Origin of the sequence: Microbacterium flavescens, from assembly GCF_018588945.1 — a bacterium.
Lineage (GTDB): Bacteria > Actinomycetota > Actinomycetes > Actinomycetales > Microbacteriaceae > Microbacterium > Microbacterium flavescens.
Window position 1 is genome coordinate 337560 of the sequence record NZ_JAFIWA010000001.1, and the last position, 18872, is coordinate 356431.

Annotated in this window: 14 protein-coding genes; 6 read left to right on the forward strand and 8 right to left on the reverse strand. The window is 70.2% G+C overall.

Annotated elements, in window-relative coordinates; genetic code table 11:
- The first annotated feature begins 8 nt into the window (after positions 1-8).
- Entirely contained in the window at positions 9-1211 is a 1203-nt protein-coding gene (locus tag JX005_RS01610; RefSeq protein WP_214465651.1) for a sensor histidine kinase, read from the forward strand.
- Positions 1208-1843: a response regulator gene (locus tag JX005_RS01615; protein ID WP_214465652.1), complete on the forward strand. Its 636-nt coding sequence runs from the start codon at positions 1208-1210 to the stop codon at positions 1841-1843. The genes JX005_RS01610 and JX005_RS01615 overlap by 4 nt, the downstream gene beginning before the upstream one ends.
- A gap of 225 nt (positions 1844-2068) precedes the next feature.
- On the opposite strand, the gene JX005_RS01620 is transcribed toward JX005_RS01615, so the two are convergent.
- Both JX005_RS01620 and aceB read right to left on the reverse strand, forming a co-directional pair.
- On the reverse strand, positions 2069-3664 hold the full coding sequence (locus JX005_RS01620; RefSeq protein WP_214465653.1) for an isocitrate lyase: 1596 nt from the start codon (positions 3662-3664) through the stop codon (positions 2069-2071).
- A gap of 45 nt (positions 3665-3709) precedes the next feature.
- Positions 3710-5359, reverse strand: coding sequence for a malate synthase A (gene aceB / locus JX005_RS01625; RefSeq protein WP_214466052.1), 1650 nt, complete (start codon positions 5357-5359; stop codon positions 3710-3712).
- 230 nt (positions 5360-5589) lie between these two features.
- Between aceB and JX005_RS01630 the strand changes: the two genes are divergently transcribed.
- The 3 genes from JX005_RS01630 (at position 5590) to JX005_RS01640 (ending at position 9405) form a co-directional block, all read left to right on the forward strand.
- Positions 5590-7068, forward strand: a complete 1479-nt coding sequence (locus JX005_RS01630) for an XRE family transcriptional regulator (RefSeq protein ID WP_214465654.1) — start codon at positions 5590-5592, stop codon at positions 7066-7068.
- Positions 7069-7198: 130 nt separating this feature from the next.
- Positions 7199-8752, forward strand: a complete 1554-nt coding sequence (locus JX005_RS01635) for a glucoamylase family protein (RefSeq protein ID WP_214465655.1) — start codon at positions 7199-7201, stop codon at positions 8750-8752.
- A complete protein-coding gene (locus JX005_RS01640) occupies positions 8749-9405 on the forward strand; it encodes a TetR/AcrR family transcriptional regulator (protein WP_214465656.1) in 657 nt (218 codons plus the stop codon). Before JX005_RS01635 ends, JX005_RS01640 begins: the two co-directional genes overlap by 4 nt.
- 125 nt (positions 9406-9530) lie before the next feature.
- On the opposite strand, the gene JX005_RS01645 is transcribed toward JX005_RS01640, so the two are convergent.
- The 6 genes from JX005_RS01645 to JX005_RS01670 all read right to left on the reverse strand — a co-directional run bounded on the left by JX005_RS01645 (position 9531) and on the right by JX005_RS01670 (position 17346).
- Positions 9531-10685 carry a glycoside hydrolase family 1 protein gene (locus tag JX005_RS01645; protein ID WP_214465657.1) on the reverse strand — a complete coding sequence of 385 codons (1155 nt, stop codon included), beginning with the start codon at positions 10683-10685 and terminating at the stop codon, positions 9531-9533.
- Positions 10686-10738: 53 nt separating this feature from the next.
- On the reverse strand, positions 10739-11695 hold the full coding sequence (locus JX005_RS01650; RefSeq protein WP_214465658.1) for a carbohydrate ABC transporter permease: 957 nt from the start codon (positions 11693-11695) through the stop codon (positions 10739-10741).
- Between the two features lies 1 nt (position 11696).
- Positions 11697-12632: a carbohydrate ABC transporter permease gene (locus JX005_RS01655; RefSeq protein WP_214465659.1), complete on the reverse strand. Its 936-nt coding sequence runs from the start codon at positions 12630-12632 to the stop codon at positions 11697-11699.
- Positions 12633-12642: 10 nt separating this feature from the next.
- Positions 12643-13887 (reverse strand): sugar ABC transporter substrate-binding protein, encoded by a 1245-nt coding sequence (locus JX005_RS01660; RefSeq protein WP_307858473.1) that lies wholly within the window; start codon positions 13885-13887, stop codon positions 12643-12645.
- 319 nt (positions 13888-14206) lie between these two features.
- Positions 14207-15598 carry an NAD(P)/FAD-dependent oxidoreductase gene (locus JX005_RS01665; RefSeq protein WP_214465661.1) on the reverse strand — a complete coding sequence of 464 codons (1392 nt, stop codon included), beginning with the start codon at positions 15596-15598 and terminating at the stop codon, positions 14207-14209.
- 206 nt (positions 15599-15804) lie between these two features.
- Entirely contained in the window at positions 15805-17346 is a 1542-nt protein-coding gene (locus tag JX005_RS01670) for a PucR family transcriptional regulator (protein WP_214465662.1), read from the reverse strand.
- 94 nt (positions 17347-17440) lie between these two features.
- Here JX005_RS01670 and gabT point away from each other — a divergent pair, with 94 nt between their 5' ends.
- Positions 17441-18790, forward strand: a complete 1350-nt coding sequence (gene gabT / locus JX005_RS01675; RefSeq protein WP_214465663.1) for a 4-aminobutyrate--2-oxoglutarate transaminase — start codon at positions 17441-17443, stop codon at positions 18788-18790.
- Positions 18791-18872: the final 82 nt, after the last annotated feature.

The window sequence follows — 18872 nt, forward strand, 5'->3', positions numbered from 1 at the left end:
GAGGGTCGATGCTGCAGAAGCGCTGGTGGGACATCGCGGTCGTCGCCGGATCGGCGTCGATCGCGATGGCCATCGCATTCGGCCTCGGACCCGGAGGCGCGGCCGAGCGCGCGATCGCCTTTGCGGCGATCGCGGCGTTCGCCCTGGCGTACTTCCTGATCGCGCGACCGGCGATCGGGGCCCCGTCGACGATCCGGTTCACGACGTTCTTGACGACCACGGCCGTCATCCTGGCGGTCGGGACTGCGGCGACCGAATTCCTCGCGACCCTGCAGGTGCTCGCGTACCCGCTGGCGTGGGTGCTCGGCGACACGCGCCGTCGTGGGGTCATCGGGTCGGCCGTGATCGCCCTCGCGGTGATGATCGGCTACACCTCCGGCGGGGGCTTCAGCGTCGGCGCGTTCGTGGCCGGCTTGACGACCGCCGGCTTCTCGTTCGCGTTCGCCACCGCGTTCGGCCTCTGGATCTCGGGCATCGCCGAATACGGCGAGGAACGGGCACGACTGCTCGATGAGCTGACGGCGGCGCAGGCCGAGGTGCGGGCCCTGAGCCATGAGCACGGCGCCGCCGAGGAGCGGGAGCGCCTGGCGCGCGACATCCACGACACGCTCGCTCAGAGTCTGGCGGGGCTCGTGATCCTCGCGGAGCGCGCGGGGCGGCAGTCGCGGGAGGGAACAGCGGATGCCGCGGCCGCGACGCTCGCGACAGTCGAGCAGGTGGCCCGGGATGCACTCGCCGAGGCGCGCGCCCTCGTGGCCCGCACCGCCGCCGTGCCCGACGAGACAGCCCTCGGCGGGTCGATCGAGCGGCTCGCGGAGCGCTTCCGTGCCCAGACCGGTGCCGCGATCGAGGTGCGGATCGACACGACGGCCGAGGGGCTGGACCGCGACCGCCAGGTGGTCCTGCTCCGCTGCGTGCAGGAGGGGCTGTCGAACGTCGCCCGGCACGCGCACGCGGAGAACGTCACCGTGGCGGTGCGCGCAGACGGCGGCAGCGCGACGCTGGAGATCTCCGATGACGGGCGCGGTTTCGATCCGGCGGCGACCGGGGCGGGCTTCGGCATCGACGGGATGGGCGACCGCGTCGCGCTCGCGGGCGGCACGTTCGAAGTGGACTCCTCGCCGGGCGCCGGCACCACCGTCCGCGTGCGGCTTCCGCTCGACGTCCGGGAGGGGCCGGTCGAGCAGTCCCGCAGCGAGGTGACGCCGTGATCCGCCTCCTCATCGCCGACGACCACCCCGTCGTGCGGGCCGGGCTGGCGGGGCTCCTGTCGGACGAGCCCGGGTTCGAGGTCGTGGCCGAAGCATCCGACGGCGATGAGGCCGTCGTGCTCGCGCGGGCGACGTCGCCCGACGTCGTGCTCATGGACCTGCGGATGCCGCGGGTCGACGGCGTCACGGCCACCGCACGCATCGTCGGAGGGGAAGCCGGCACGCCGGCGCCCCGCGTGCTGATCCTCACGACCTACGAGTCGGACGACCAGATCCTCGCCGCGATCGAAGCCGGCGCCTCGGGCTACCTTCTGAAGGCCGCGCCGCAGGCCGAGATCGTCGCGGGCATCCGCTCGGTAGCGGCCGGGCAGTCGGCGCTCTCGCCCCAGGTCGCGGTCCGCCTGGTGGAGCGCATGCGGCGACCCGACCCCGATGCGGTGGCGCTCACGGCGCGGGAGCTCGACGTCCTGCGGCTCGTGGCGACGGGCCACAGCAACAAACAGGTCGCCGTCGCCCTGGGGATCGGCGAGTCGACGGTCAAGACGCACCTGCTGAAGGTCTTCGACAAGCTCGGCGTCGCCGACCGCACGCGGGCCGTCACCCTCGCCATGGAGCGGGGTCTCCTCCGCTGATGCGCTGCCGCCCGCGGGTCGTTGAGCGAGCGAAGCGAGACGAAACGCGCCCCCCGGACGGCAACGCCCGCCCTGCGGCCGACGCGTTTCGTCTCGTCGCTTCGCTCCTCGCTCAACGACCCGGATGGCGACCCCGCCCCCCGGGTCGTTGAGCGAGCGAAGCGAGACGAAACGCGAACGACGAATGCCGCGGGTCCATCGACCCGCGGCATCCGTCGTCCTGAATCAGTTGAACTGGTTCATCGTGTTGTGCTGACCGCCCGCCTTCAGGGCCGCGTCGCCGGCGAAGTACTCCTTGTGGTTGTCGCCGATGTCGCTTCCCGCCATGTTCTGGTGCTTCACCGTGGCGATGCCCTCGCGGATCTCGCGACGCTGGACGCCCTTCACGTACGCGAGCATGCCCTCTTCGCCGAAGTAGCCCTTGGCCAGGCTGTCGGTCGAGAGTGCGGCCGTGTGGTACGTCGGCAGCGTGATGAGGTGGTGGAAGATACCGGCGCGCGCGGAGCCGTCGCGCTGGAACGTGCGGATCCGCTCGTCGGCCAGTCGTGCCAGCTCGGAGTCGTCGTACTCGACGCTCATGAGGTCGGCGCGGTCGTAGGCCGAGACATCCGCTCCCTGCTCGACGAGCGCGTCGTACGCCTGCTGGCGGAAGCTGAGCGTCCAGTTGAACGACGGGCTGTTGTTGTAGACCAGCTTGGCGTTCGGGATCTCCTTGCGGATGGCGTCGACCATGCCGGCGATCTGCTCGACGTGCGGCTTCTCGGTCTCGATCCACAGGAGGTCGGCGCCGTTGCGCAGCGACGTGATGCAGTCGAGCACCACGCGCTTCTCGCCGGTGCCCGGGCGGAACTGGTACAGGTTGCTGGCGAGGCGCTTCGGCCGCAGCAGCCTGCCCTCGCGGCGGATGACCACATCGCCGTCGCTGAGTTCGGACTCCGAGATCTCCTCGACGTCGAGGAACGCGTTGTACTGGTCGCCGAGATCGCCGGGCCGGCTCGAGACCGCCAGCTTCTGGGTGAGCCCCGCGCCGAGCGAGTCGGTGCGGGCGACGATGATGCCGTTGTCGATGCCCAGCTCGAGGAACGCGTACCGCACCGCGTTGATCTTGGCGAGGAAGTCCTCGTGCGGAACGGTGACCTTGCCGTCCTGGTGCCCGCACTGCTTCTCGTCCGAGACCTGGTTCTCGATCTGGATGGCGCAGGCGCCCGCCTCGATCATCTTCTTGGCGAGCAGGTACGTGGCCTCGGGGTTGCCGAAGCCGGCGTCGATGTCGGCGATGATCGGCACCACGTGGGTCTCGTAGCTGTCGATCTGCGACTGGATGAACTCGACGGCGGTCTCGTCGCCGGCGCGGCGCGCGTCGTCCAGCTGCGTGAAGAGCAGATCGAGCTCACGCGCGTCGGCCTGACGGAGGAAGGTGTACAGCTCCTCGATGAGCGCCGGCACCGACGTCTTCTCATGCATCGACTGGTCGGGGAGCGGGCCGAACTCCGAGCGGAGTGCGGCGACCATCCAGCCCGACAGGTACAGGTAGCGCTTGTTCGTGCTCTTGAGGTGCTTCTTGATCGAGATGAGCTTCTGCTGTCCGATGAAGCCGTGCCAGACGCCGAGCGACTGCGTGTACACCGACGAGTCGGCGTCGTACTCGGCCATGTCGCGGCGCATGATGTCGGCCGTGTACTGGGCGATCTCGAGCCCGGTCCGGAACCGGTTCTGCGCCCGCATCCGGGCGACGTGCTCGGGGTTGATCGCATCCCAGCCGGAGCCGTGCTGCTCCTTGAGGGCTGCGACTGCCTCGATGTCGTCGTGGTAAGTGGTCATCTTCGTTTCCCTTGCGGTCGTGTGGGTCGGCTGATGGGAGCCGGATCAGGAGGGGTCAGTCGTCTCGACGAGGTGGCGCGAGTACGCCGGCAGCGTGAGGAACGCCGGGAAGTCGGCCCCGAGGGCGACCTCGCGGAACACATCCGCCGCGTCGTCGAACCGGTCGCCGTCGTGCCGCTCGACCTCGCCGAGCACTCGCGCGATGAGACCCTCGACGTACTCGCGCGTGATCGCGGTGCCGTCGTCGGTGACTCGGTCCTGGTGGATCCACTGCCACACCTGCGACCGCGAGATCTCGGCGGTGGCGGCATCCTCCATCAGGTTGTCGATCGCGACGGCCCCGAGCCCCCGCAGCCAGGCCTCGATGTAGCGGATGGCGACCGACACGTTGCCGTACACGCCCGCCGTGGTGACCGGGCGACCGATGTGCACGTCGATCAGGTCGGCGGCCGCGACCTGCACCTCGGGGCGCTGCCGGTCGAGCTGATTCGGACGCTCGCCCAGCACCGCGTCGAACTCGGCCCGCGCGACGGGGATCAGGTCGGGGTGGGCCACCCACGTGCCGTCGAAGCCGTCGCCGGCCTCGCGCTTCTTGTCGGCGGCGACCTTCTCGAACGCCGTCGCCGTCACCTCGGGGTCGCGCCGGTTGGGGATGAAGGCGCTCATGCCGCCGATGGCGAAGGCTCCGCGCTTGTGGCAGGTCTGCACGAGCAGCTCGGTGTAGGCCCGCATGAAGGGCACCGTCATGGTGACCTCGCTGCGGTCGGGCAGCACGAAGCGGGCGCCCCGTCCGCGGTAGTTCTTGATGATCGAGAAGATGTAGTCCCAGCGGCCGGCGTTGAGGCCCGCGCAGTGGTCGCGCAGTTCGAAGAGGATCTCCTCCATCTCGAAGGCCGCGGGCAGCGTCTCGATCAGCACCGTCGCGCGGATCGTTCCATGCGGAATGCCGACGTACTGCTCGCTGAACGTGAACACGTCGTCCCACAGCTTCGCCTCTTCGCTCGACTCGAGCTTGGCGATGTAGAAGTACGGGCCGCGGCCGTTCGCGATCAGCTGCTGCGCGTTGTGGAAGAAGTACAGACCGAAGTCCACCAGCGAGCCCGAGGCGGCCATCGTGCGCCCGGTGCGGTCGGTGAAGCGGATGTGCTGCTCGGGCAGGTGCCACCCGCGCGGACGCATGACGATGGTCGGCGTCTCCGTCGCGGTGACCTCGTAGCGCTTCCCCTCCGGGCTCGTGAACTCCAGCTCACCGCGGATCGCGTCGCGCAGGCTCAGCTGACCCTCGACGACGTTCTTCCATGTGGGGCTCGTCGCGTCCTCCTGATCGGCGAGCCAGACCTTGGCGCCGGAGTTCAGAGCGTTGATCGTCATCTTGGGATCGGTCGGACCCGTGATCTCGACGCGGCGGTCCTCGAGTCCGGGACCTGCGCCGGCGACGCGCCAGTCGGCGTCCTCGCGGATGTGACGCGTGTCGTCGCGGAACTGCGGGTCGTGCCCGTTGCCGACCTGGAAGCGGCGGCGCATGCGGTCGGCCAGCCGGTCGTGACGGCGGGAGCCGAAGCGGTGGTGCAACTCGGTGAGGAACACGAGGGCCTCGGGGGTGAGGATCTCGTCGTACCGGGGGAGCAGGCGGCCGGCGACCTCGATCGACGGATCGTGGAGCTGGGTGGGGATGGGGCCGGTGCGCGTACGCATCGGGGTGGCGGTTGCAGGTGTCATGTCCCTGTCTTCCTGTGAACGAGCGTGAAGGTGATGGAGGGATGCTGCGCCCCAGCGTGTGCGCCGGGTCGAGGCATCCCGCGATCCGCGTTCTGGATCTGCCGTCGAAGTTCGTGACACCACTCTGCAGTGAAGTTCGCCCCCGCAACCTACGAAACCAGGTGTGAACTTTCGCCGTATTTCTGCTTTCGTGACAGAATCGGGCCATGACGACCTCGTTCACCCGCGATCCGATCGCAGAAGTCGCCGACGATGGGGAGGTGGACTCCCTCACGATCGGCCGCCGCATCCGGCAGCTGCGCACCGACCGCGGCATGACGCTCGAAGAGCTCGCCGCCGCCGTCGACCGGGCGCCGAGCCAGCTGTCGATGATCGAGAACGGCCGGCGCGAGCCCAAGCTCACCCTGCTGCAGGCGATCGCCCGCGCGCTCGGCTCATCGCTCGACGCGATCCTCGAGTCCGAGCCGCTCGATGAGCGCGCGACCCTCGAGATCTCCCTCGAGCGGGCGATGCGCGGCCAGACGTTCCAGGCGCTCGGCATCCCACCCTTCCGCATCGGCAAGACGATCCCCGACGAAGCGCTCAAAGCGATGCTGGCCCTCCAGTCCGAGATCGAGAGACTGCGCGACGAGCGGGCGGCGACACCCGAGGAGGCGCGGCGGGCGAACCTGGCGCTGCGTCGCCTCATGCGCACCCAGAACAACTACTTCGTGGAACTCGAAGGGCACGCGCGTGCGGTCCTCGAGGCGGTCGACCACCCGGGCGGCCCGCTCACGCAGCGCACCGCGTCCGACATCGCCGCGCACCTCGGCTTCACGCTGCATTACGTCCCCGACCTGCCTCAGACCACGCGCAGCGTCGCCGACATCAAGAACGGCCGGCTCTACCTCTCGAGCAGGCTGACCGCCAAGGGCGATCCGCGCACCGCGGTGCTGCAGGCGCTGTCGAGCCGCATCCTCGGCCACCGCGAGCCCACGTCGTACGCCGAGTTCCTGCGTCAGCGCGTCGAGACGAACTACCTCACGGGCGCTCTGCTCATCCCCGAGCAGCACGTCGTGCCGTTCCTTCAGGAGGCCAAGAAAGACCGCGCGATCTCGATCGAAGACCTCCGAGACGCCTACTCGGTCTCGTACGAGACGGCCGCGCACCGCTTCACGAACCTGGCGACCGTGCACCTGGGCATCCCGGTGCACTTCCTCAAGGTCCACGAGTCGGGGACCATCACCAAGGCGTACGAGAACGACGACGTCAACTTCCCGACCGACCGCCTCGGCTCGATCGAGGGTCAGATGTGCTGCCGCAAGTGGACCTCGCGCGCCGTCTTCGACGTCGACGACCATTTCAACCCGTACTACCAGTACACCGACACCGGAAACGGCACGTACTGGTGCACGGCCCGCGTCGAGCAGTCCAGCGAGGGCGCGCACTCGGTGAGCGTCGGGGTGCGGTTCGACGACACGAAGTGGTTTCTCGGTCGGGACACCCCGAACCGCGGTGTCTCGACGCACTCGGTGGAAGCCTGCTGCCGGCGCGCGCCCGCGGAGCTCGAGGCGACGTGGCGCGACAACTCGTGGCCCAATGTCCGCACGCCGCGGACGCTGCTCGCGACTCTGCCGACCGGGGCGTTCCCGGGCGTCGACACGACCGACGTCTACGAGTTCCTCGAGGCCCACGCCCCCCGCTGACCCGCCGTCCCCTTCGGGTGAGAAGCGGGTGAGAGAGCGGATGCCGGGGTTCCGCCAATACCTGTCGAGTGTTAGGTTTTCCGAACCGACGGCTCCGCCCGACGGAGCCGCTTTCGATGAGGAGAGCGCGATGAAGCGATGGCTGAGCACGGCGACCGTGGCAGGGCTGATCGCCGCCGGAGTCGCCTTCGCCGCCCCGGCGGCAGCGACCGGCGGGCCCGGTCACGGCAGGCCCGGCAACGAGACCCTGCAGCGGTACGCGGAAGACACCTGGGCGTCGCTCGATGCGATGACCGACGAGACGACGGGCCTGCCGTCGGACAACATCACCGGAGACCTGGCGACCGCGGGCGCGTACACGTCGCCGACGAACATCGGCGGCTACCTGTGGTCGACCGTCACGGCGCGCGACCTCGGGATCATCTCGAAGGGCGAGGCCCGCGACCGCATGGCGACGACCCTCGACACCCTGGTCGGCCTCGAGCGCAACGACGCGAGCGGCATGTTCTACAACTGGTACGACCCCGCCACCGGCGTGAAGCTCACGACGTGGCCGGACTCCGGCGACGCCGTGCACCCGTTCCTCAGCACCGTCGACAACGGCTGGCTCGCGGCATCCCTCCGCATCGTCCGCGAGGCCGAGCCGAGCCTCTCGGACGAGGCCGACGCGCTGTACGACTCCATGGACTTCTCGGCGTTCTTCAACCCCGAGGGCGCGCCCGGCCTGCCCGCGGGGACGAACCGCGGCGGATTCTGGGAGGCGCCGCCTCCGGACTGCAGCGTCGAGGCGCCGATGTACAACGGCTCGGGCGAGACGGCCTTCTACACGTGCCACCACTACGACACCACGGTGAGCGAGAGCCGCATCGCGACGTACCTCGGCATCGCGAACGGCCAGATCCCGCCGACCGCGCTCTACGGCACGCATCGCACGATGCCTCCCGGCTGCGATTGGGCGTGGCAGGAGCAGCTGCCGACCGGCACCTACCGCACCTACCAGGGCTTCGAGGTCTGGGAGGGCGTGTACACGTACGCCGGCATGAGCTTCGTGCCGAGCTGGGGCGGCAGCATGTTCGAGGCGCTGATGCCCGACCTGCTCGTTCCCGAGACGAAGTGGGGACCCCGGTCCTGGCGCGTGAACCATCCGATCACCGTCGCGGTGCAGAAGCACCACGGCCTCGAGGACGCCGGCTACGGCGCGTGGGGCTTCTCGCCGGCCAGCAACCCGTTCGGGGGCTACGCCGAGTACGGCGTCGATCTCGCGGGCATGCGCTCCGACGGCTACATGTCCGACGCCGAGAAGACCGACGTCGACATCGACCGACCCGGCTGCACCGAAGGCACCAACCCGGATCCGGAGTTCGGCGACGGGGTCGTAACGCCGCACGCGAGCTTCCTCGGCCTGCCGTACGACCGCGCCGGAGTGCTCGAGAACCTCGCGCACCTCGAAGCCGATCTCGGCGCGTATGGTCCCGGGGGCTTCTACGACGCGGTGGCCGTCGGCAGCGGCACGGTCGCCGAGCGCTACCTGTCGCTCGACCAGTCGATGATCATGGCCGCGATCGGCAACGAGCTGACCGGCGATACCCTGAAGCGGTACTTCGTCGACAAAGAGATGGAGAAGCGACTGCGTCCGGCCATGAAGGCGCAGGTCTTCAGCTCGGAGGAGAAAGCGCGCGAGTGAGCAGCGAAGCCGCCGAGACCGCGGCCGGGACATCTGAATCGGATGCCCCGGCCCGCGGTGCGCGCGCACGCCGAGGCAGCTACGCGAAGGGCCAGGCACGGCGTCAGGCGATCGTCGACGAGGCGCTCGTCGTCTTCGGGCGCAGCGGCTACCACAGCGGATCGCTTCGCGAGATCGCCAAGCGCGTCGGCCTCACCCCGACCGGCCTCATGCACCACTTCGCCAACAAGGAGGAGCTCTTCACAGAGGTGCTCCGCCAGCGCGACGAGAAGATCCGCGCCGCCGCCGGCGATCCCGCCGAGCACACGCTGATCGAGCAGGCGACGAAGGTCGTCGCCTACAACCAGGAGTCGCGCGGTCTCACGTCGCTCTACGCGACGGTGTCGGCCGAGGCGACCGACTCCGAGCACCCGGCCCACGAGGAGTTCGCGCGCCGGTACCGCGAGGGCGCCGACGGTGCGACGCCGATCCTCGTGGCCGCGCAGGCGGACGGCGAGGTGCGGGACGACATCGACCCGGCGCTCGCCGCCCGGCTGATCAGCGCGGTGATGGACGGCATCCAGCAGCAGTGGCTGCTCGACGATACCGTCGACATGAACGCCCTGTTCGCAGAGTTCGTGCGCGGCTACCTGCTCCCGCCGTCCGGCCGCTGAGCGACGCGTTTCGTCTCGCTTCGCTCGCTCAACGACCGGGGGCCGGGGTGCACGCGTTTCGTCTCGCTGCGCTCGCTCAACGACCGGGGCCGGGGTGCGGAGCGACCGAGACGAAACGCGCCCCCCTACCGCAGGGCGTTCGCGCGGGCGACCTCTCCCAGCCACGCGAGGCTCGGCTTGGGCCGCCGCTCGAACGTCTCGCGGTCCCATGCGATGAGCCCGAAGGTCGGCCGGTAGCTGCCCCACTCGTAGTTGTCGAGCAGGCTCCAGTGAAGGTATCCCCGCACGTCCACCCCCTCGGCGATGCACGCGTGCACGGCCTCGAGCGCACCGCGCGTGTAGTCGATCCGCCGCGGGTCGTCGGCGGTCGCCATGCCGTTCTCGGTGATGTAGACCGGCACGCCCGCGCGCGCCCACGCGTTGCGGATGCCGTCACCCACCGCCGGCGGGTAGTACTCCCACCCGGTGAGCGTGCGCTCGGCGTCGTCGGGGATCGGAAGCGGCCCGTCGGGGCCGATCTTGGTGCGCGTGTACGCCTGCACGCCGACCCAGTCGTCGCCGTCGGCAGCGTCGAGGAAGACGTCCTCACGCGAGGCGCCGTACTCGGCCGCCACGGCCTCGCCGCCCTCCACCGCCTGGTACGCCTGGGTCGCCACCGACCACCCCGCCCGACCGCCCGCGCCACGGACGAGCTCGACCGCGCGCTTGTGCGCGTCGACCAGTCGATCGGTGACTTCGGGCACGCCCGGCGGGAGCCCGATCGACGGGAATCCGACCTCCGGATCGGCGAGCACCGACACCATGTTCGGCTCGTTGATCGTGCAGACGAGGTCGACGTCCTCCAGCACCGGCAGGGCGGCCTCGACGTACCGGGCGAAGCGGTCGGCCGCGGCATCCGAGTGCCACCCTCCCTCACGCGCGAACCACACCGGATTCGTGAAGTGATGCAGGGTGATCATCGGCTGCAGATCGAGCGCGCGCGCCGTCGCCACCATCCGGCGGTAGTGGTCGATCGCGGCCCGCGAGACGAAGCCGGCCTCGGGCTCGATGCGCGCCCACTCGATGCTGAAGCGGTACGTGTCGAGCCCGGCGTCGGCGAGCAGCGCCATGTCCTCGCCGTAGCGGTGGTAGCTGTCGGCCGCGTCACCGGACGGGGTCTCGACCGGAGCGCCGGCAAGGTGCCCCCACTCGCGCTGCCACCAGTCCGAGTTGACGTTGCCGCCCTCGATCTGGTGCGCCGCGGTCGACGCGCCCCACAGGAAGCCTTCGGGGAAGTCCATCGTCTGATGGTCCTTTCTGTCGGAGGAGCGGATGCCGCGGCATCCGCTCCACGTCATTTGATGCCGGTGAGCGCGATGCCCTGCACGAAGTAGCGCTGCAGGAAGACGAACAGGGTCAGCATCGGCACCACGACGACGACCGCGCCCGCCATCATGAGCCCGTAGCGGGCCGCGTTCTGACTGACCGAATAGAGGGCGAGGGCGACGGGCAGGGTGTACATGTCCTCCGTCGTGGCGACCACCAGCGGCCACAGGAAGTTGTTCCAGCTCGCGAGGAACGTGAGGATCGTCAGCGTCGCGATCGCCGGACCGCACATCGGCATGATGACGCGCAGGAAGATCCGCCACTCGCTCGCGCCGTCGATGCGCGCGGCCTCGATCAGCTCGTCGGGGAGGCTCAGCATGAACTGCCGCATCAGGAACACGCCGAGCGGCGAGATGAGGAACGGCAGGATGAGGCCCGGATACGAGTTGACGAGGCCCAGGTTCGCGACGAGCACGAACAGCGGGACGAACGTCACGACGCCGGGCACCATGAGCGTGCCGATGACGAGCACGAACAGCAGCTTCTTGCCGCGGAACTGCAGCTTCGCCAGCGCGTAGCCGATCATCGAGCAGAACACGATGTTGCCGAGGGTCACGAAGACGGCCACGACGATGCTGTTGATGAAGAAGGTCGTGAAGTCCAGCCGGCCGAACAGCGTCTCGTAGTTCTCGAGGGTCGGCTGCTGCGGCAGGAAGCCCGTCGGGTTCCGGCGGATCTCGGCGTCCGTCTTGAACGAGCCCAGGATCATCCAGACGAACGGCATGATCATCACGATCAAGCCGACCGTGAGCACGATGTAGAGCCACCAGCGGGTGGGCTCGCCGCGCCGGCGGCGGCCAGCCGGGTGGGACTCGGGCTCGACGACGTCGGTGTCGGTGACCGACGACGACGCGAGCACGGGCCCGAGGCGCTCGGGGATCCCGCCCGGCTCGTCCGCGGCGCGCGGGGGAGGCGTGATGGTCATGTCAGTCCCTCCTTCCGAGGAACCGGAACTGGATGAGCGACAGCACGACGATCGCCAGGAACAGCACGTAGCTCGCGGCGGACGCGTAGGCGTAGTTGCCGAAGCCGAACTGGTCGTACGTGTACATCGCGGTCGACAGGGTGGCATCGAGCGGCCCGCCCTGCGTCATCACGTACGGCTCCTCGAAGAACTGCAGGAACCCGATGCCCGTGATGACGGCGGCGAAGAGGATCGCCGGGCGCATGGCCGGAATCGTGATGTTCCAGAAGCGCTGCCACGCGTTGGCGCCGTCGACCATCGCGGCCTCGTGATGCTCCCGCGGCACGCCCTGCAGCGCGGCGAGGAAGATCACCATGAGCGTGCCGATGTTGCGCCAGACCGCCATCGCGATGAGCGACGGCAGCGCCAGCGCCGTGGACTGCAGCCAGTCCGGACCCTGGATGCCGAAGAGGCCCAGGAACCCGTTGAGCAGGCCGTCCGGCTGCAGGATGAACCGCCACACGATCGCGATGGCGACGATGCTCGTGACCACGGGGGCGTAGTACCCGACGCGGTACACGGTGCGGATCCGGCGGATGCCCTTGTCGAGCGCGAGCGCGACCGCCAGTGCGAGGGCGATGGTGAGGGGGACCGCCACGATCACGAACGTGAACGTGTTGACGAGGGAGTGGATGAACCGCGGATCCTGGAATAGCCGGATGTAGTTGTCGAACCCGACGAAGTTCACTTGGAACGGCGTCTGCAGGTCGCGGGTCGTCATGTCGGTGAAGCTCATGAGGAGCGAGCCGACGATCGGCCCGGCCATGAACACCACGAAGAGGATGACGAACGGCGCGGCGAACAGCCACGCGGTGCGCGTCATGCGGCGTTCCCGCCGCGACGCCTTCGCACGGGGTGCGGGGCGCCGCGGCGGAGCCGCGGAGGCGATGGAGGTCATCGGAGGTCGCTTACTGACCCGTGCCGATCGAGGACGCCTGCTGCTGGATCGTGGCGATGGCGTCGGCCGGCGTCGTGTCGCCGCGCGTCGCCTTCTCCAGCTCCTGGTCGATCACGGCCGACACCTGCGCCCACGTGGCGATCGCCGGCGGCGCCTTGGAGTCCTGCAGCTGCTCGCCGAAGACGCTCAGGTAGGGGTCGTCGCTGAAGGTCGGGTCGTCCCACGCCTCCTGCACGCTGGGCAGGTCGGTCGAGATCTCGTACCACGAGAGCTGCGTCTCGGGCTGGCTCAGCCAGCGCACGAACTTCCACGACGCGTCGCGGTTCTCGGTGTCCTCGAATACGGCGAGGTTGCCACCGCCGGTGAAGCTCGTGCGGCTGTCGGCGCCCGGCACCATGGCCACCCCGAACTTGTCGGCGAAGTCCTCGCCGCCCTGGTCGAGGAGCAGTCCGACGTGGAACGGCCCGCTGTAGAACGCGCCGACCTCGCCGTTGATGAACGCCTGCTCGATCTCGCCGCCCTCGAGGCGCCGCGGCTCGGCGATGCCCTCCGTGAAGAAGCTCGTGTAGAAGGCGAACGCCTCCTCCCACTCGGGGGTGTCGAAGGTGAACTCCGTGCCGTCCTCGTTGAGGATGTCGCCGCCCTGCTGCCAGGCGAGAGGGGTCACGTACTGCCATGAGTCGAACCCGCCGGGAGGAAGCGATACGCCCCACTCGGCTCCGGCCTCCTGGAGGCCCTGCGTGAAGGCGGAGTACTCCTCCCACGTCTCGGGCGGCTCGAGGCCGGCCTGCTCGGCGAGGTCGGTGCGGTAGTAGAGCACGCGGGTGTCGACGTACCACGGCACGCCGTACGCGACCTCGTCGACGACGGCGGTCTCCCACGAGCCCTCGAAGAACGACGACTCGTCGACGAGGTCCTCGGGAGTGGGCTCGAACGCCCCGGTGGCGGCGAACTCGCCCACCCAGGTCGTGCCGAGCATCGTGACGTCCGGCGTCTCGCCGCCGGCGATCGCGGTGGCGATGCGGTCGTGCGCGCTCTCCCACGGCACGGCGGTCACCTCGATCTGGACGTCGGGGTTCTCCTCCTCGAACTGGGCGGCGAGCTCATCGAGCACTTCGCCCTCGTTGCCCATGGCCCATACCTCGACGGTGCCCTCGGCGGGGGAGTCATCGATGGCTTCGCCGCCACCGCCCTCTCCGCCTCCGCCGGTGGGACCGTCGCTGCGTCCGCAGCCGGCGAGCACGAGCGCTCCCACGAGAGCAACCGCACCTGCAGCGGCCCAGCGAGAGCTTCTGCGTGTGAATGATCTGTTCATCGGTCTGACGCCTCCATCGGTCGTCGCCGCCTCCGTGGCGGCCCTGCCTCGGCTGTGATCGCGACGCGGGGCGTCGCGGTCCCCGACTGTACGCCTAAAACCTGACACATGAAAGGTATTGGCGGATGAGAATCACCTCATCGACGGCAGGATGCCGCTCCCCGGCGCGCCCGCCAATGACCTGGCGCCACCCCTGTCGACGTGCTAGTCGGCAAGGGTGGTGGGGGTGTGGTGCCAACGGGACAGCGCCTGGTGCGCGTCAGTGGCGGCCGGCCACGAAGTCGGCGACGTGCGCCGGCCAGGCCGTGCCTTCGCCTGATCCGGACGCCTCGAGCCGGTCCGCCGTCCGATAGGCGGCGTAGATCGCGTTGACGGCGAGCCAGCGCAGGGGCTCCGGCTCCCACTTCTTCGCGCGGTGGCCGACCCAGGGCAGCCGGACCAGGTCGGTGTCGCGCCTGAGCACGAGGTCGGCCAGCGTCCGGCCGGCGAGGTTCGTCGCGGTGACGCCGGTGCCGACGTAGCCGCCCGCCCAGCCCAGGCCGGTCGCCGGGTCATGGCCGACGGTGGCGGCCCAGTCGCGCGGCACGCCGAGCACGCCCGCCCAGGCGTGAGCGATCGGCACGTCCGAGGCATCCGGGAAGAACTCCCGCAGCAGCGCCGTCAGCGACGCGATCGTGCGCTCCTGCGTCGAGCCGTCCGTGTCGACGTGCGAGGCGTAGCGGTACGGCACGCCCCGGCCGCCGAAGGCGATGCGGCCATCGGCGGTGCGCTGCGCGTACATGTACACGTGGGCGAAGTCGCCGAGGGTCTCGCGCCCGTCCCAGCCGATCGAGGCCCAGGTCGCCGCGGGAAGCGGCTCGGTCACGATCATCGACGAGTTCATCGGCAGCCACGTGCGGTGCTCGCCGCGCAGGTCGGCGGTGAATCCCTCCGTGGCTCGCAGCACGTGCGTCGCGCGAACCGTGCCCCGCTCGGTCACGGCCCTGCCCGGGGCGATCTCCGTCACGTGCGTCTGTTCGTAGATCGTCGCGCCCGCACGCTCGACCGCGGCGGCGAGCCCGGCGACGAGTTTGGCCGGGTGCACGCGCGCGCAGTGCGGATGCCAGGCGGCCCCGAGGGCGCCGTCGATCGCGATTCGGGATGCCGCGGCCGAGGCATCCAGCTCCTCCACGTCGGTGTGCGGCCACGCCTGCTCGTCCGCCACCGCCGCGCGGAGCCGCGCGAGCTGCGACGGCGTGCGGGCCACGCCGAACTCGCCGCCCTTGACGATGTCGGCGTCGATGCCCTCGCGGCCGGCGACGGCGATGACCTCGTCGACCGTCTCGTTGAGGGCGCGCTGCTGGGCGATCGCCGCGTCGCGGCCGTGGGATGCCGCATACCGGTCGCGCCCGCCGGTGACCGTGTTCGTCAGCCAGCCGCCGTTGCGGCCGGAGGCGCCGAACCCGGCGAACCGCTGCTCGAGCACCGCCACCCGCAGATCGGGCTGGAGGGTCTTGAGGTAGTACGCGGTCCACAGGCCGGTGTAGCCGCCGCCGACGATCGCCACGTCGACGTCGAGGTCGCCGTCCAGCGCCGGGCGCGGCGTGGGCGTGCCGCCGAGCTGCCGCCACCACCACGAGACGTCTCCGTTGGGCACGCGTGCATCCGCCATGCGTCCATCCTTCCGCGGCGGCGGGAGGTGGCGCCCGGCCGATCCGTCCGGACCTGGGACCTCGGCGGGGCACCGCGTTTCGTCTCGCTTCGCTCGCTCAACGACCCGGGGTGGGTGTTTCGTCTCGGGTCGTTGAGCGAGGGAGCGCAGCGACCGAGACGAAACGCGTTTCCGGTGGGAGGGGCGTTTCGTCTCGCTTCGCTCGCTCAGCGACCCGGGGTGTCGAGGGCGCGGAGGGCCGCCCACAGCTCGGCGCGGGTCGCGAACGACGACAGATCGCGACCGAGCACCCGCTCGGCCAGGGCCAGACGCGTGCGCACGGTGTGCCGGTGCACGCCGAGAGAGCGAGCGGATGCCTCGTGCGAGCAGTCGTTGTCGAGCCAGGTGTGCAGCGTCTCCACGAGGCGCGTGCCCTCGCCGGCGTCATGGGCGGCGAGGGGGGCGAGCTCGGCGCGTGCGAGAGCGCGGGCCTCGTCGGTCAGCGCCGAGAGCACGCCCGAGCGGGCGACGTCGGCGAACATCGTGACCGGGCCCACGCCGCGGTCGCGCGCGACACGCGCCTGACCGACCGCAGCCGCGAAGCCGTCGTAGCCGGCGGGATCCGACATCCCGATCCGCACGCCGAACCGCTCCGCGAGTTCGACGACCGGGCCGTGCTCGCCGGCCGGCACGACGAGCACCAGTCCATCGTCGCCTCGGCCGAAGAAGAGCGATCCGCGCCGCTCGTCGACTCGGAGCTCGAGCACCTCGGCGATCGCGTCGACGCGCGAGGCCGAGGCATCCGTCACCGCCACCTGGATCGGCGCGGCCGGCAGCGGTCCCCACACCTCTCGCGCGATGCGGCGCGCCAGCCCCGGGTCGTCGGTGAGAAGGGTGTGCAGGAGACCCGCGCGCAGCGCCCCGCGGGCACGGCCGAGGCCCTGCTGCTGTTCCAGGGCGAGACCCGCCATCGCGATGACCGAGGTCACCACGCCGCGCCCCTCCTGGTCGAGGTCGCCGGCCGCGATGGCGATCACTCCCCGCAGATGTCCGCCGCGGCCCAGCGTCTGCAGCGTGAACGGCGTCTCACCGATGCGCAAGGACGACCCGGCGCGCGCCCCGCGGTTGAGCACTCCGGTGACCTCGTGCCTCAGCCCGGCCGCGGTCGCGGCGTCGAGCGCGTCGAATGGATGCTCGCGCGACAGCTCGCCGGCGGCGTCGAACATCCCCACCCACGTGTCGAGCTGCTTCGCGAGTTCGGCGACGGTCGCGCCCAGGCCGTCCGGGCGCAGCGCGGCGAGCGCGATCGCCCGCTGCGCCGCGAGCGCCCAGCTGCGGCGGGCATACGCCTGCGCGGCGATGGCCTCGGCGTTCGCGCGCGCCACGGCGATGAACGGTGTGCGGTACGGGACCTCGAACAGCGGCATGCCCTCGTCGCGACACGCTTCCGCGAGTGCCGGCGGCAGACCTTCCTGCACCACCTCGGTGCCGAATCCGAGCCCGACCACGCCGCGGGCGGCGAGCCGGTGCACGTAGGCGCGGTACAGACCGACGTCGTCGCCCGCCTGGGTGAACTGAGTGCCCGTCGTGAGCAGCACGAGGCCCTCCGAGAGGAACGGGGTCGGGTCCGACAGGTCGGAGCTGTGCACCCACCGCACGGCACGGTCGAGAGCCCCGGGATCGAGGCGGTCGTCGACGGCGAGCGACAGGTGCAGGTCGCCGCGCGTGAGGAGGGCGCGCAGCGTCGGGGTGTCGGCGGGAGCGTTCATGGTCCTCCGGGGTGTACCACCTGTACAGCGGGCTAGGGAGAATGTACAGCGAGGAAGGTGCGGGCGCGCGAAGCCAGCGCCTACGCTCGCGTCCATGATCACCGTTGCCACCATGCCTCTGGGCGGTCCGTCCCTGCCGCAGGAGCGGCGCCTGGTCACCGCCATCCCGGGTCCGCGCTCGCAGGAGCTCCTCGACCGCAAGGCGTCCGCTGTCGCCGCCGGCGTCGGCCACACCGCACCGGTCCACGCCGTGGCGGCCGGTGGCGGGGTGATCGTCGACGCCGACGGCAACTCGCTCATCGATCTCGGCTCGGGCATCGCGGTCACGTCGATCGGCAACGCGCATCCCAAGGTCGTCGCCGCCGTCCAGGAGCAGGTCGCGCAGTTCACCCACACGTGCTTCATGGTCGCGCCCTACGAGTCGTACGTCGGCGTCGCGGAGGCGCTCAACCGCGTCACCCCCGGCGATCACGGCAAGAAGAGCGCCCTGTTCAACTCCGGCGCCGAGGCCGTCGAGAACGCGGTCAAGATCGCCCGCAAATTCACCGGGAAGCAGGCGGTCGTCGCCTTCGACCACGGGTACCACGGCCGCACCAACCTCACCATGGCGCTCACCGCCAAGTCGATGCCCTACAAGAGCGGCTTCGGTCCATTCGCCTCCGAGGTCTACCGCGCCCCGCTGTCGTACCCGTACCGCGACGGACTGAGTGGAGCGGATGCCGCGAAGAAGGCCATCTCGGTCATCGAGAAGCAGGTCGGCGCCGACAACCTGGCTGCCGTCATCATCGAGCCGATCCAGGGCGAGGGCGGCTTCATCGTCCCCGCGGACGGCTTCCTGCCGGCACTGGTCGAGTGGTGCCGCGCCAACGGCGTGGTGTTCATCGCCGACGAGATCCAGACCGGCTTCGCACGGACCGGCGAGATGTTCGCGAGCGATGTCTTCGGCATCGTTCCCGACTTGATCACGACCGCCAAGGGCATCGCGGGGGGCATGCCCTTGGCGGCCGTGACCGGCCGGGCCGAGATCATGGACGCCTCGCACGCGGGCGGCCTCGGCGGCACCTACGGGGGCAACCCGGTGGCCTGCGCTGCCGCGCTCGCCGCGATCGACGTCTTCGAGAACGAGGGCATGGTCGAGCGCGCCCGTGAGATCGGAGTTCTCCTGAAGGGCAGGCTCGAGGCGCTGCAGGCTTCCGACGCCCGCGTCGGCGACGTGCGCGGTCACGGTGCGATGATCGCCGCCGAGTTCGTCGACGCCGAGACGGGCGAGCCGGATGCCGCGCTCACCGCCGCCGTCGCGAAGGCGTGCATCGCCGAGGGCGTGATCGTGCTGACGTGCGGCACGTACGGGAACGTGATCCGCTTCCTGCCGCCGCTGTCCACCACCGACGATCTGCTCAACGAGGGCCTCGACGTGGTCGCCGCCGCGCTCGCGGCCCACTGAGGCGCTCCGTCTCGCTTCCCGGATCGATGACCGGAAGCCAGGCGAAGCCTGCCTCACCGAACGAAGTGAAGTCGCGCGAGTA

Coding starts and splice junctions, on each gene's coding strand:
- JX005_RS01610 (WP_214465651.1), top strand. CDS start 9: ATGCTGCAGAAGCGCTGGTGGGACATCGCGGTCGTCGCCGGATCGGCG.
- JX005_RS01620 (WP_214465653.1), bottom strand. CDS start 3,664: ATGACCACTTACCACGACGACATCGAGGCAGTCGCAGCCCTCAAGGAG.
- aceB (WP_214466052.1), bottom strand. CDS start 5,359: ATGCGTACGCGCACCGGCCCCATCCCCACCCAGCTCCACGATCCGTCG.
- JX005_RS01630 (WP_214465654.1), top strand. CDS start 5,590: ATGACGACCTCGTTCACCCGCGATCCGATCGCAGAAGTCGCCGACGAT.
- JX005_RS01635 (WP_214465655.1), top strand. CDS start 7,199: ATGAAGCGATGGCTGAGCACGGCGACCGTGGCAGGGCTGATCGCCGCC.
- JX005_RS01645 (WP_214465657.1), bottom strand. CDS start 10,685: ATGGACTTCCCCGAAGGCTTCCTGTGGGGCGCGTCGACCGCGGCGCAC.
- JX005_RS01650 (WP_214465658.1), bottom strand. CDS start 11,695: ATGACCATCACGCCTCCCCCGCGCGCCGCGGACGAGCCGGGCGGGATC.
- JX005_RS01655 (WP_214465659.1), bottom strand. CDS start 12,632: ATGACCTCCATCGCCTCCGCGGCTCCGCCGCGGCGCCCCGCACCCCGT.
- JX005_RS01665 (WP_214465661.1), bottom strand. CDS start 15,598: ATGGCGGATGCACGCGTGCCCAACGGAGACGTCTCGTGGTGGTGGCGG.
- JX005_RS01670 (WP_214465662.1), bottom strand. CDS start 17,346: ATGAACGCTCCCGCCGACACCCCGACGCTGCGCGCCCTCCTCACGCGC.
- gabT (WP_214465663.1), top strand. CDS start 17,441: ATGATCACCGTTGCCACCATGCCTCTGGGCGGTCCGTCCCTGCCGCAG.